This window comes from Trueperaceae bacterium, from assembly GCA_036381035.1.
In the GTDB taxonomy this organism is placed as follows: domain Bacteria; phylum Deinococcota; class Deinococci; order Deinococcales; family Trueperaceae; genus DASRWD01.
Window position 1 is genome coordinate 35913 of record DASVDQ010000108.1, and the last position, 12694, is coordinate 48606.

Annotated in this window: 15 protein-coding genes; 6 read left to right on the forward strand and 9 right to left on the reverse strand. The window is 72.1% G+C overall.

Features of this window, described 5'->3' with window-relative positions; translation table 11 throughout:
- The first annotated feature begins 14 nt into the window (after window positions 1-14).
- Window positions 15-461, forward strand: a complete 447-nt coding sequence (locus tag VF202_12910) for a DUF1801 domain-containing protein (GenBank protein HEX7041015.1) — start codon at window positions 15-17, stop codon at window positions 459-461.
- Window positions 462-502: 41 nt separating this feature from the next.
- Here VF202_12910 and VF202_12915 read toward each other — a convergent pair whose 3' ends face one another.
- The 4 genes from VF202_12915 to VF202_12930 form a co-directional block, all read right to left on the reverse strand.
- The gene (locus tag VF202_12915; protein HEX7041016.1) at window positions 503-1294 is read right to left on the reverse strand and encodes a class I SAM-dependent methyltransferase; all 792 of its coding nucleotides are present in this window, start codon (window positions 1292-1294) and stop codon (window positions 503-505) included.
- 70 nt (window positions 1295-1364) lie between these two features.
- Window positions 1365-1820, reverse strand: a complete 456-nt coding sequence (locus VF202_12920) for a VOC family protein (protein HEX7041017.1) — start codon at window positions 1818-1820, stop codon at window positions 1365-1367.
- A complete protein-coding gene (locus VF202_12925) occupies window positions 1817-2311 on the reverse strand; it encodes an AraC family transcriptional regulator (protein ID HEX7041018.1) in 495 nt (164 codons plus the stop codon). Before VF202_12925 ends, VF202_12920 begins: the two co-directional genes overlap by 4 nt.
- Window positions 2308-3552 carry a crosslink repair DNA glycosylase YcaQ family protein gene (locus tag VF202_12930; GenBank protein ID HEX7041019.1) on the reverse strand — a complete coding sequence of 415 codons (1245 nt, stop codon included), beginning with the start codon at window positions 3550-3552 and terminating at the stop codon, window positions 2308-2310. The genes VF202_12925 and VF202_12930 overlap by 4 nt, the downstream gene beginning before the upstream one ends.
- Before the next feature lie 184 nt (window positions 3553-3736).
- On the opposite strand from VF202_12930, the gene VF202_12935 reads away from it, so the two are divergent.
- Window positions 3737-4306, forward strand: a complete 570-nt coding sequence (locus VF202_12935) for a type 1 glutamine amidotransferase domain-containing protein (protein HEX7041020.1) — start codon at window positions 3737-3739, stop codon at window positions 4304-4306.
- Between the two features lie 214 nt (window positions 4307-4520).
- Complete coding sequence (locus VF202_12940) at window positions 4521-5774, forward strand: type II toxin-antitoxin system death-on-curing family toxin (GenBank protein ID HEX7041021.1); 1254 nt, start codon at window positions 4521-4523, stop codon at window positions 5772-5774.
- Window positions 5775-5950: 176 nt separating this feature from the next.
- Here the strand turns inward: VF202_12940 and VF202_12945 are convergent, their stop codons facing one another.
- Window positions 5951-7069: a phosphatidylglycerol lysyltransferase domain-containing protein gene (locus tag VF202_12945; GenBank protein HEX7041022.1), complete on the reverse strand. Its 1119-nt coding sequence runs from the start codon at window positions 7067-7069 to the stop codon at window positions 5951-5953.
- A 37-nt stretch (window positions 7070-7106) separates the two neighbouring features.
- Between VF202_12945 and VF202_12950 the strand changes: the two genes are divergently transcribed.
- Window positions 7107-8315: an alpha-hydroxy acid oxidase gene (locus VF202_12950; protein HEX7041023.1), complete on the forward strand. Its 1209-nt coding sequence runs from the start codon at window positions 7107-7109 to the stop codon at window positions 8313-8315.
- 25 nt (window positions 8316-8340) lie between these two features.
- Here VF202_12950 and VF202_12955 read toward each other — a convergent pair whose 3' ends face one another.
- Window positions 8341-8952 (reverse strand): helix-turn-helix domain-containing protein, encoded by a 612-nt coding sequence (locus VF202_12955; GenBank protein ID HEX7041024.1) that lies wholly within the window; start codon window positions 8950-8952, stop codon window positions 8341-8343.
- Between the two features lie 110 nt (window positions 8953-9062).
- Here VF202_12955 and VF202_12960 point away from each other — a divergent pair, with 110 nt between their 5' ends.
- Window positions 9063-10004, forward strand: coding sequence for an alpha/beta hydrolase (locus tag VF202_12960; GenBank protein HEX7041025.1), 942 nt, complete (start codon window positions 9063-9065; stop codon window positions 10002-10004).
- Between the two features lie 68 nt (window positions 10005-10072).
- On the opposite strand, the gene VF202_12965 is transcribed toward VF202_12960, so the two are convergent.
- Window positions 10073-10441 carry a VOC family protein gene (locus VF202_12965; protein HEX7041026.1) on the reverse strand — a complete coding sequence of 123 codons (369 nt, stop codon included), beginning with the start codon at window positions 10439-10441 and terminating at the stop codon, window positions 10073-10075.
- A gap of 66 nt (window positions 10442-10507) precedes the next feature.
- On the opposite strand from VF202_12965, the gene VF202_12970 reads away from it, so the two are divergent.
- The gene (locus VF202_12970; protein ID HEX7041027.1) at window positions 10508-11374 is read left to right on the forward strand and encodes an aminoglycoside phosphotransferase family protein; all 867 of its coding nucleotides are present in this window, start codon (window positions 10508-10510) and stop codon (window positions 11372-11374) included.
- 86 nt (window positions 11375-11460) lie between these two features.
- Here VF202_12970 and VF202_12975 read toward each other — a convergent pair whose 3' ends face one another.
- Both VF202_12975 and VF202_12980 read right to left on the reverse strand, forming a co-directional pair.
- The gene (locus tag VF202_12975) at window positions 11461-12147 is read right to left on the reverse strand and encodes a nucleoside deaminase (protein ID HEX7041028.1); all 687 of its coding nucleotides are present in this window, start codon (window positions 12145-12147) and stop codon (window positions 11461-11463) included.
- A gap of 10 nt (window positions 12148-12157) precedes the next feature.
- Window positions 12158-12619, reverse strand: a complete 462-nt coding sequence (locus VF202_12980; protein ID HEX7041029.1) for a DUF1579 family protein — start codon at window positions 12617-12619, stop codon at window positions 12158-12160.
- Between the last annotated feature and the right edge of the window lie 75 nt (window positions 12620-12694).

A 12694-nucleotide genomic window follows, 5' to 3' on the forward strand; every position in this document is an offset into this window, starting at 1 on the left:
CGCATACTGGGGGCGTGACAGCGAAGAAGGAGGCCGGGCCCAAGCTCGTGCCCACCGACCAGCCCGTCGAGGAGTTCCTGGCGTCGGTCGAGAACCCCAGGCGCCGCGCCGACGCCGAGGAGCTGGTGCGCATGCTGCGCGAGGTCACGGGCGAGGAGCCGGTCGTGTGGACGTACGGGATCGTCGGCTTCGGCGACCACCACTACCGCCACTCCTCCGGGCGCGAGGGCGACGTGGGGAGGATCGGCTTCGCCCCCCGCAAGACGAACCTGGTGCTCTACGGCTTCAACTCGGCGCCGGGGTCCGCCGAGCTGCTGCGGAGGCTCGGCAAGCATCGGGTCGGCGCTTCCTGCGTCTACGTGAACAAGCTCGCCGACGTCGACATGGGGGTGCTGCGCGAGCTGGCGAGGCTCGGCTACGAGCACATGGGGTCGACGACCGACAGCTTCGTGCCGCGCTAGTCCGCCGCCGGGCCCGCGCTGCCGAGCGGCGACCCGGCCCCCTAGCGCTTGCGCAGCTTCCAGACCTGCTCCGAGGGGAAGCGTTTGGCCCAGTCGGCCGGGACGCCGAAGCTGTCGCCCGAGGCGTCACCGGGGGCACGCGGCTCGATCAGCTCCTCGACCTCGAACCCCGTGCGCGCGAACAGGGCGAGCCAGCCGGAGAAGGGCAGGTTGAACTCCACGCCGCCCGGCTCGTGGGCCACGTCCCTGAAGTCGAGGCGGTGCAGGGAGAAGTAGTCGCGCTCCAGGCGGTAGCTCACGTCGCCGCCGTCCCAGGGCGTGCAGACCTCTATGAGCGGGTGGTTGCCCATGAACACGAGGCGCCCGCCCGGCCGCAGGATGCGATGGGCCTCGGGCACCCACGCGTAGGGGTCGCACCAGATCGCCGCCCCGTACTCGCTGATCGCGAGGTCGAAGCTCGCGTCGGCGAACGGGGTCGCCTCGGCGTTGCCGTGGACGAGCGTCACGTCGAGGCCGTGCTCGGCGGCCAGCCGCCTCGCCGTCTCGAGCTGCCTCTCCGAGTTGTCGATGCCGGTCACGCGCGCGCCGCGGCGCGCCATCCACGCCGAGACGTAGGCGGTGCCGCACCCGAGCTCGACGGCGTCCATGCCGGTCATGTCCTCGGGCAGCAGGCGCAGCTCGCTCTCGGGCAGGCCCCAGATGCCCCACACGGGCTCGCGGCGCGCCCAGTCGCGCGCGCCGCGAGCCGCCCACCAGTCGGCGTTGGCGTCCCAGTAGTCGCGGTTGTGCGCCACGTGCTCGGCCAGGGTGTCCGGCGTGCTCTCGTCGGCCATGCCTCGATGCTACGGGAGGGCCGGGCGAGCGGCGGCCACGCCCGCCGACTGGCCGCGCGACCCCGGGCGGTCAGGCCGTCTCGGCGGCGGTGCCCTTCCAGTCGGCGGGCATCTGCAGAGGCTTGCGCTCGACGACGCGGATGTTGTTGCCGAAGGGGTCGCGGATCGCGAAGTCGATGCCGTAAGGGCGCTCCTCGGGCTCCTCGCGGATCGTCACGCCCTGGGCCTTCAGCTCCTCGCAGAAGCCGCGCGCGTCGTCGGTCAGGAAGCCCACGGCGAAGCCCGACGCCCCCTTGGCCACCAGCTCGCGGATCTGCTCGGCCGACTCGGGGTCCACGCTCGGCGGGGCCACGAGCTCGAGCAGGATGTCGCGGCCGGGCTGGTCCTTGGGCCTCACGGTGAGCCAGCGCATCGGACCGAAGTCGATGTCGGCCGAGACCTCGAGTCCGAGCTTCCCCACGTAGAAGTCGAGCGCCTCGTCCTGGTCGAACACCCAGACGTGGGACAGGTTGATGCCGGTGATCATCTCTTCGCCTCCGTGGCCTCGGGGCTCGCGCTGCCGTCCCCTGCGGCCGTGGGGGCAGCGTAGGCGTTCTCGCTCCGCGGCGCTTCTCCGAAACTGCTGGGCCGCGTCCACGTGCTGATGAAGCACGTCGGCACCGGCGCCGGGCCCTTGCCGAGGCGGTAGGCGGCGGGGGAGACGCCGACGACCTCCTTGAACGTGCGGCTGAACGTGCCCAGGCTGTTGAAGCCGACGTCGAAGCAGGCGTCGGTCACGCTGCGACCCTGCTCGCGCAGCAGGTACATCGCCCTCTCGACGCGGCGGCGCTGGAGGTAGCGGTGCGGCGTCTCGCCGAAGACCTCCTTGAACGTCCTGATGAAGTGCGCCTGCGACATGCCCACCAGGGCCGCGAGGCGTCTCACGTCGAGCTCCTGGCGGTAGAGCCTGTCCATCTCGTCGCGTGCCCTCAGCATGCGGCGGTTGCGCTCCGCCGCGGGGCTCGAGGACGGGCTCACGCCTCCGCTCCGGCCGCGACCTCGCGCGCCAAGGCGGCCGCCAAGGTCCCCTTGGGCTCGACGACCACGGAAGAGAGACCCAGCCACTCGGCCATGAGACGCAGCTCGCGGGCCAGCGCGGCGGCGACCTCCGTGTCGCGGCGCCGACGCGCGCCCGGCGCGGGCGCCTCCTCGCTCCAGGCCGCCAGGACCCGGAGCTCGCGCGCCCTGCGCTCGGCCTTCAGGTCCACGCGCGCGACCATCTGGTCGCCGAGGAGGAACGGCAGCGTGTAGTAGCCGTAGACGCGCTTGTGGGCGGGCGTGTAGATCTCGATGCGGTAGTCCATCCCGAACTGCCGCAGCAGGCGGTCGCGGTACCAGCAGGCGGGGTCGAACGGCGAGAGCAGGGCGGCGCCCGTCGCCCTCCCCGGGTCCTCGGCGCCCGCGTAGAGCAGCGCCTTCTCCCTCCAGCCCTCGACCCGCACCCACCGGGCCAGCCCGCGCTCCACGGCCGACTCGGCCAGCGGCTTCGCCTGCGTCACCTTGATCCTGAAGTGGTCGCCGATGTCGGCCACGGTGCCGATCCAGTTCGCGGACAGGGCGATGTCGAAGAGCCGCTGCTGCGCCTCGCGCGTCGGCCGCGCCGGGAGGCAGGCGTGCTCGCCCCAGGCCCTGGCCGGCGAGTCGTAGAGGCGCTGGAAGTTGGGTCGCCCGGCCACCGCGGCGCGCCCCGTGAAGAACAGGTACTCGAGCGCCTCCTTGGTGAGGCTCCAGTCCCACCAGCCCTGCCGCCGGGGCCCGCCCCGCTCCTCCTCGAGGTGCTCCAGGTCCTTGGCCGTCACGGGGCCCAGCTCGTGCACCGCGCGCTCCACCTCGTCGAAGAGCTCCGGCCTGTAGCGTTCGGGACGCCTGCGGAAGTACTTCGCCCACCTCTCCGCCAGGTCCGCCATGCGGAACCGCAGGGAGGGCAGCAGCTCGCGCGGCATCACCGACGCCTCGTGCCCCCAGTGCTCGAACGTCTCGCCCGAGGACCACAGGTAGGCGTCGAGAGCCTGCCGGTCGTAAGGGCCGAAGCGCGAGTAGAGGGGCAGGTAGTGCGCCCGGGCCAGGACGTTCACGCTGTCGAGCTGCAGCACGCCCTGGCGCAGCAGGTACTCGCGGAAGCGTCGCTGGCCGACCGCGCCGCCGGGTCGGCGACGCGCCAGGCCCTGCGCGTGCAGGAAGACGCGCCGGGCCTCCGCGGCGGTCAGCTTCTCCGTCACCCGGCAAGGCTACCAGTCCGGTGTCGCGGGCCGAAAACGCACCGGGTGGCGGGCCAGGGGGAGGCCCCGCCGCGGACCCCGAGCTGTCACGCCGAACAGGCGACGCGCCCCCTCATCGGGTCCCGGCGGCGCTCCACCCTCCTCATGACGGCAGCCCCTAGCTTCGCGCCCACGGAGGTGGGACATGGCGCAGGACCTGCGAGGCAAGAGGGTCGCCTTCCTCGTCGCGGAGAAGGGCACGGAGGACGTGGAGCTCGTCGAGCCCCTGCGCGCCGTGCTGGAGGCTGGGGCCGAGACCGTGCTCGTCGGGCCGAGCGAGGGCAAGGCCACGACGCGCAACCACGACCTCGAGCCGGGCAGCGACTACGAGGTCGACGTAGCCTACGAGGACGCGAGGGAGAGCGACTACGACGCCGTGGTCATCCCCGGCGGGACCGTCGGCGCCGACAGGCTGCGCATGAACGACGCGGCGGTGCGCTTCGTCCGCTCGTTCTTCGATGCCGGGAAGCCCGTCGCTGCCATCTGTCACGGGCCCTGGCTGCTCGTCGAGGCCGGGGTCGTGGAGGGCAGGCAGCTCACCTCCTACCCGAGCCTGCGCACCGACATCGTCAACGCCGGGGGCGAGTGGCTCGACCAGGAGGTCGTCGTCGACCAGGGGCTCGTCACGAGCCGCCGACCGGCCGACCTGCCCGCGTTCACCCTCAAGCTGGTCGAGGAGATCGCCGAGGGGGTGCACGCCGGGCAGACGGCGTAAGTCGCAAGTGGGTCTGTCTCTGGCTCCGGTGTGGACCGGCCGGGAGTTGCTGGTCCATGCCTTCTCCCAGCCATAGGATCTTATTGCGTCGAATTTGTTAGAGCGAGTTATGATGCCCTCAACAAGCGAGCAATAAGCCGCCCCTTGCTGACCGGTGCCCTAGTTCACCGACGGTTCATCTGATGAAAATTCGTCTTCTGCTTCGTCGACTCAAATGAACAAGAAGAAACGTCGAGTTGATTTATTGGCGCGCCAAGCTGGCCGCGAATTGGACGACGCGCTCTTACTCTTGTGGGACGCTGGCTTGGATCACGTTTTGAGTCCGGGCTACGTACTAAAGGGCTCAGAACTTGAACGCGCAAGGAGGGCACTGGGCCTTACTGCCCGGCGTGATCTCGCCTCGCTAAGGTATTGGAGCGCCCGCTTGGGCGTAGGAATCGATGACCTCCAAGACCTCCTTGCCGCAGAGGGTCTTGGTAGACCTCCAAAGGACGGCAGGCTAAGAAAGCAGCAAATCAACTGGCTGTCCAGCTACCCTTCGCGCGAGCGAGCTGCAGGTTCCACCCATATAGATGCTTTTTCCGAAGCTGACCGGTCCTCAACCTCACGCGGCGAAGTATCAACAAAGGAGACTGACGAGGCTTTTGTCTGGACCACCATCGGTCGTGAGACCTCACTGCGATACCTAGACGTCAACGAGGTTGAAGCAATCCATGAGGAGCTAGTTCGTGACTTCGCTTCGGATTCTGACCCGATTCAGCCAGCCGGGGTTCGAGATCGGGGCCTGCTGGAAGGGGCGGTCCATCGTCCCCACACTGCGTTGGGCGAAAAGCTGAAATACCCCACAGTTGAAATGGCCGGCGCGGCACTGCTTTGTAGTCTAGTACATGACCATCCTTTTCACAATGGAAACAAGCGAACAGCTTTAGTATCGCTTCTAGTCTTTCTTGATGAGAATGGCCTCTTGTTGGAGTGCGAAGATGACGCCATTTTCCAGTTAGTGCTGCGCCTTGCTCGCCACGGTGTTGTGGACAAAAAGGAGAATAGCCTTGCCGACCGCGAGGTTCTCTATGTTGCGAAATGGTTGAAGGACCGTACTCGCTGGATTGAGAGGGGTGACCGCCCAATCCCGTGGAGAAGGCTGCGCCAAATAATCACATCGTTTGGCTGCCAGTTTGAGTCAACCGGTAATGGTCCAGGGCGATATCGTATAGAACGAACCATTAGGCTGCAGAGTCGTTTTCTAGGACGGAATATCCCGCGTACCCGCAAGCTGACGTCGGTGATTCAGGTCGTTGATGACGGGCGCGATTTGCCCGCAAAAACGATTAAGAAGGTGCGAAGTGAGCTGGAGCTCGATGAAGAGCACGGAGTCGATAGCCAGTTGTTCTATGTAAGGGGCGGGCTCACGGTGAGCGCCTTTATCGCCCGATATAGGAAGCTGCTGAAGAGGCTTGCGCGGCTGTAGCTCACGGTTGTTCAGGTCCCAGAACGCTTGATGTTGCGGCCAGGGCGAAACTACCGCATCTATCAGTTCGGCTTTGAACCCGCTTTGCTCCTCTTTCTAGGATGCGCCTCTTCCGGCGTTTCACGGCTCGCACAGATGGGATTCGGAGGCACTTGTAACGCCCAATATTGTCGTCCTCAGGCGACGAGGAACGCGGCGGCCACCGCCAGCAGCGTCCGCAGCGTCAGGCGCGCCTCGGTGCTGAGGAGGTAGACGGGCTCCCACGCGTCCGGGTCGAACTTGGCCTTGAAGGCGTGGAGCCCGGCGAAGTCGTAGAGCCGCCGGCCGCGGCGCACGGCGACGCCCTCCAGCCGGCTCAGCCAGCGCGGCGCGGCGTCCGGCGCGGGCCGGTCGCCGGTGAGCACCGGGGCCGCCCCCTCCGGAGCGCGCCCGTCCGCCGCCACGGTCGCCAGCGGCGCCAGGCCGAGCGTGAGCCTGTCGGCGTCGGCGGCCAGGGCCCGCAGGGCGGCGTCGATGAGCAGCTCGGTGGTGCCGTTGGGCGCGGCCGGGTGCCTGACGACCTTCTCCACGAGCCAACCGCGGCGCCTCGGCACCGGGCAGGCGGAGAGGTAGGCGGCGACCCGGCCCGGCGTCCCGTCGGCGCGCGTCCCGCCCCAGCGCGCCACGAACAGCCGGCGGTCCCGCAGCACGCGCGGGTCGGCGCGCGAGGCGTCGGAGTGCGCCAGGAACCTCAGCCGCGGCAGGCGCTTGTGGCGCAGCCACGCCGCGTGGCAGGCCCTCAGCTCGGGCCCGAGCTCGGCGGCGGCGGGCTCCTCGGCCACCGTGACGCCCTTGTTGACCGCCCTGTTGCGCTGCGCCCGCAGCGATGCCTTGGCGTCGAAGCGCCGCCCCCACGAGCGCGCCTCCCAGGTGGGCTGGAGGCCGATGAGGTGCTCGGCGTGCCCCCGCGCGCCCAGCGCGGCCACGAACCTCTCCTCGGCCGCGAAGTAGCAGACCGCCTCGCCGGCGCGGCGGGCGTCTGCCTCGAACTCGTCCGCGACGGCGTCGAGCCGCCCGTCCGGCGCGACGGGCGCCCCGGCGACGACGCGCACCCCGGCCGCGCTGACGTAGCCCACCACGGCGTCGCCGGAGCGGCTGAACCAGCGGCGCATGCCGGGGTCGAGGACCTGGTGCGAGGTGGAGTTCCAGCCGTGGGCGAGCACGAGGGCGCGGGCGCGCGCCAGCTCGGTCGCGAACGCTGTGTCGCTGAGGGGCTTGCCGGGGCGGAGTCGTGCTAGGAGGTCGGCGGCGAGCACCGGCGAAGCCTAACGCGCCGCAGCTATACTCGCCGTGTTGTCACGCCTCGGACCCACAGTCGTCAGCGTCGCAGACCTGAGGCGCCTGGCGCGTCGCCGGCTGCCGCGGATGGTGTTCGACTACATCGACGGCGGCGCCGAGGACGAGCGGACCCTGCGCGCCAACGAGGCCGCCTTCTCCGAGCTGACGTGGCGGCCGCGCTCGGCGGTCGTGCACCCGCAGGTCGACATGAGGACCACGGTCCTCGGCCACGAGCTCTCCATGCCCGTGATCCTCGCGCCCGTCGGCTCGAGCCGGCTGTTCTGGCCGCGCGGCGAGGCCGAAGCCGCCGCGGCCGCGGGCGAGGCCGGGACCGTCTACACGCTCTCGACGCTGTCCGGCACGCGTCTCGAGGAGGTACGCGCGGCCAGTAGCGGTCCCTGTTGGTACCAGCTCTACCTCTGCGGCGGGCGCGACGTGGGCCTCGCCGCCGTGCGGCGCGCCAAGGCCGCCGGCTACTCGGCGCTGGTCGTGACCATCGACACGCCGGTGGCGGGCATGCGCGAGCGCGACGTGCGCAACGGCACGAGCCAGCTCATCGCCAGGCGCTTCCCCGACCTCGTGCCCTTCCTGCCGCAGCTGCTGACCAGGCCGGGCTGGCTCTACGACTTCTGGCGCGACGGCGCCCCCCTGAGCTTCCCGAACATCGTGCTGCCCGAGGGCCCCATGCCGTACGCCGACATCGGGGCCCAGCTCGCCGCAGCCGCGGTGTCGTGGGGCGACCTCGCGTGGATCGCTGAGGCCTGGGGCGGGCCGATCGTCGTCAAGGGCGTGCACACCGCCGACGACGCCAGGCGCGCCGTGGACGCCGGCGCCAGCGCGGTGGTCGTGTCGAACCACGGGGGCAGGCAGCTCGACGGCGTGGCGCCCACGCTGCACGTCCTGCCCGAGGTGGTCGCGGCCGTGGGCGACAGGGTGGAGGTCCTGCTCGACGGCGGCGTGCGGCGCGGCGGCGACGTGGCCAAGGCGCTGGCGCTGGGCGCGCGGGCCGTCCTCGTCGGCCGGGCGTACGCCTACGGCCTGGGCGCGGCCGGTCGCGCCGGCGTGGCCAAGGCGCTCGAGATCCTGCGCAGCGAGCTCGAGCGCACGCTGCGGCTGCTCGGGTGCCCCTCGGTGGCCGAGCTGGACGCGAGCTACCTCGGCGAGCCGGAGCTCTGGCCGGTCGCCTCGTCGCCCACGACGCAACGGAAGGCCGCGGCCCGCTAGGGCGACGGACGAGCGCGGGCGGGCGCTAGGCGGACAGGAGCAGCTCGAGGTAGGCCCTGAGCTGGCCCAGCTGGCGCCTCAGGACCCCAGGGTCCTTGGTCGCCCGCGCCAGCAGGAACGCGCCCTCGATCGTCACGAAGAAGTGGTCGGCGACCGCCGGGAGGTCGGCCCTCCGGAGGGCGGGCAGCGTCCGCGCCGCGCGCTCCAGCAGCTGCGTCAGCCGCGTCCGCCAGTGCGCGATCGAGCGGAGGACCGGCTCGCCGATGCCGGCCTCCTCGAGCTGGTTCTCGTAGATGAACGAGACCATGAGGCAGGTGGGCTGCTCGTCGAGGGGCGCGTCGCCCAGCGCCTGCAGGCGCGCCACGACGTGCAGCAGCTGCTCGCCGCCGTCGCCAGAGCGCGCCTCGGCCTCGGCGATGAGGTCCTCGAGGAACGCGATGTCGTCGTCGACGTAGGCGTCGACGACGGCCCGGCCGAGGTGCGCCTTCGACGGGAAGTGGTGGAAGAACGCGCCCTTCGAGGCCCCGGCGCGGGCGACGACGGCGTCGACCGAGGTGGCCGAGAACCCGTGCGCGGCCACCAGCTCCCTCGCGGCCGCGACGATCCGTTCCCTCACCGGCGCTGACCTGACTGCCATGCCCACATCCTAGCAGGGTTGACAGACCGACTGGTCGGTGGCTAACATCCCAGACCGACTGGTTGGTCGGTCACGCGGAGCGGTCCGGCGGCCGTCGTGGAGGTGAAGGGATGTTCGAGCGAGACAGCCGCTACGTGGGGGCCGAGGGGCTCAGGGTCCGCTACCGCGTCAGGGGGCCGCGGAGCGCGCCGCCGCTGGTCCTGCTGCACGGGATCATGGGCAACGCCTGGGAGTGGGACGCCGCCGTCGAGCGGCTGCTCCCGCGCTTCAGGGTCTACGCGCCCGAGCTGCGCGGGCACGGACGCACCGAGTGGCGTCAGCCCTACACGGTGCCGCGGCTGGGCGACGACGTCGCCGCCCTCGTCCGAGCCCTCGACCTGTGGGACGTGACGGTCCTGGGGCACTCGCTGGGCGGCCTGGCCGGCATCTTCGCCGTCGCCGGCCATCCGGGCAGGTTCGGTCGCCTCGCCGTCGTGGACGTAGGGCCGAGGAGCCTCGTCGGGCCGGCCGCCGCCGGCGTCGCCGCCGCGCTCCGCCGCTTCGCGCGCCGGTCGTACGCGGACCCCGAGGAGGCCCTCGCGGAGTGGCTGGGCGGCGACCCTTACGCCCGCTCCGAGCTGCTGCGCCACTACGTGACGCACGGTCTGGCGCGCGGACGCGACGGCCTCTACCGCTGGCGCTACGACGCCGCGGGCCTGCTGAGGTTCGTCGAGGACCCGGTGGAGCCCGCCGCGGTGGAGGACGCCCTGCGGCGCATCGAGGTCCCCACGCTGGTGCTGCGCGGCCGGCACAGCCCGGTGCTCCCCGCCGCCGAGGCCGTGGCGATGACCCGGCTGCTCAGGCGGGGTGAGCTGCGCGAGGTGCCGGGGGCGTCGCACGACATGGGCGTCCAGCAGCCGGAGGCCGTGGCGGCGGCGGTGCTGGAGTTCGCCGACGGCGCGCCGCGGCGAGGGCTCGTCGGGGGCAGGCGACCCCCGACGGCCGACGCGAGCGGCGGTGCCGCGTCCCGCCGGCCCGCCCACCTCGCCGACTGCCGCGTCGCTGTCCTGTGAGCGGGGCCGCCGCGCGGGAGTCCTGTAGCGGCGTCGCCGCGTCGCGGTCCTGTGACCGTGGCCCCCGCCTAGGGCCTCTCGGTGAACGCCCACCACTGGCCGTCGGGGTCCTGGAGCTCGAACTCCACGTCGCCCCACGGACGCCTCACCGGCTCCGTCAGCTCCCGGCCGGGGTCCTGGTGGTCGAGGGGCCGCAGGCCGTTCGCCCTCGCGCGTGCCAGGGCCGCGGCGGCGTCGCTCACCGCGGCGTGCAGGACCGGTCGTCCGCGCACCTCGCCCTCGCCTCCGGGGCGGAGCATGACCTCGGCGTCGCCCATCTCTAGCCAGTGCATGCCCTCGTAGCCTCGCCGGTAGGTGAAGCCCGCGCGCTCGTACCGGGCGCGCGACGCGTCGGTGTCGCGGCAGAAGAGCACCGCGTGGTGGAGGACCGTGATCATCTCGCACCCCCTCGGCGGTCGACGACAGCTCAGCGGTCCGCGCCGGTCGTGCTAGCTTGTCCGGCCGTGCCGAGCGAGCTGCTCGCGCTGGCGGCCCCGCACGTCGGCGAGCCCCCTGAGGTCGCCGACCTCTCCCAGAGCCACGGCGAGTCGTCGGTGTGGCGCGTGTCGGGGCCGCTCGGCACGGTGGCGCTGAAGGCGCACCGGCAGGGGCGCAAGTTCCATCAGGAGCTCTCCGCCTACCGCGACTGGCTGCCGCGGCTGGCCGGACCCCCGGGGGTGCGCGTGCCGCGGCTGCTCGCCCACGGCGAGCGGCACCCGCGCGCCCTCGTCGTGAGCTGGGAGGCGGGGGAGGTCATCGAGAACGCCTCCATCGGCAGGCGCGCGGCGCTGGCGCTCCACCGCAGCGCCGGCGCCTTCCTGCGGGCCCTCCACGACCTGCCCTACGCCGACGAGGACCCGGTGACGCCGCGCGCGGCGTACGCGGCGCGGCTGGAGGCCTGGAGCGAGCGGGCCCGCGGCGTGGTGCCTTCTTCCGTGACGGCGAACGTGGCGTACGCCCTGGGCGAGGCCCTGCCGAGCCTCGAAGGAGCGTCCCGCGTTCGCTGCCACCGCGACTTCACGCCGGGCAACTGGCTGGCGGCGGAGGACGGGGCGCTCGTCGTCATCGACTTCGAGCACGCCCGGCCCGACCTGTGGCTGGCGGACCTGGTGCGCCTCTGGACCGGCCCGTGGCGGAGCCAGCCCGCCCTGCGGGAGGCGTTCCTCGCCGGCTACGGGCGCGACCTCAGGGACGACGAGGAGGAGACCCTGCGGCGCTTGGCCGCGCTCTTCGCGCTGTCGACGGTCGTGTGGGCGAGGGAGCACGGCGACGGCGCGTTCGAGGCCCACGGCCGGGAGGTGCTGCGCTGGCTGGGGCTGGCCACGGGCTAGGGCGGGCGCGCGGCCAGCGGCGTGTCGCCGCCCGGCCTCAGGAGCGGCGGACCGGGTCGCGCGGGCCGGGCCCCGATCCACCGGGCCTAGGCGCCCGCGTCCTCCAAGGCCCGCAGCACAGCCCCCCACGCCTCCTCGGCGGGCGCTCCTACCTCCGCCAGCGCCGCCAGGTCCCCGCTCTCGTGGAGGAGCCGGCCCGCGGCGAAGGCGCTCGGCAGGGACGCCTCGAGCGCGTCGAGGAAGGCGCTCTGGCCGCTGTCCCGCCGCAGCGTGACGCTCACGTGCCAGGCCCAGAAGGCGTCTCCCAAGGCCGGCACCGGCCCCTCGACGGTCGGCCCCACGCGCTTGAGGTAGGGGACGACCTCGGCCATCACCGCGCTGCCCGCCCAGGCGTCCGGAGCGGCGAAGACGACGTGCCCCACGCCCGCCATGCGCGCCGCGCCCATGCACAGCGGGCACGGCTCCACGGTCGTGTAGAGCGTGGGCCGCGGCTCGTCGCGGCGGCGGTAGCCCAGCTCGAGGAGCGCGTTCACCTCGGCGTGCGCCAGCGGCACGCCGGCGATGTACGGCGTGCCGGGCACGTGCGGCGGCTCCTCCACCTCGATGCTCAGCCTGTTGCGTCCGCGGGCGACGACGCTCCCCTCGGAGTCGACGACGACCGCGCCGATCGGCAGCGAGCCGGCCACGTGAGCCTCCCAGGCCAGGTCCACGCACTCGCGCCAGACGTGGCTCAGCTCGGCGTAGCTCGGTGCCGCGAGAGCGGCTTCCCGCACGGCTCCCCCCTCAGCGCGCCAGGCTCATCTCGACGGCGCGCGCCTCCTCACCCTCCGGCGTGACCACCCACATCTCCATCGTCACGCCGCCGTCCTCGTCCGGGCCGAGGTCGATGCGCCAGCCCCAGGGCGGGCTGTCGCCCACCGACCAGCTCCCCACCAGCGCGACGGCGCGGTCGGTCGCCGGGCCCTCCAGCGACATGAGCTCGCGGTTCTGATGCCAGCTGTCGCCCCAGGCCGCCGTGGCCCGTCCGCCCTCGTCGCAGGCCAGGAGGATCGTGCCCTCGTGGGCCTCCGAGCGCAGGCTCCAGCGGTAGTCGAAGCGCAGCATCCTGCCGCCCACGACGCGGCGCAGCCGGCCGAACGCCGGCGAGGTCACGGGCTCCTGCGTCGGCGGCTCGTAGAGGACGTTCGTGCCCCTCAGCTCGTGCGCCTCGTCCGCGGTCCGCCCCAGCGCCTCGAAAGCGTTCATGGCAGGCCTCCCGTGGCCGCCAGCATACGTCAGTCGCCGGGAGCGGTCCCGAGACGGTCGGCGGTGACGGGCGCG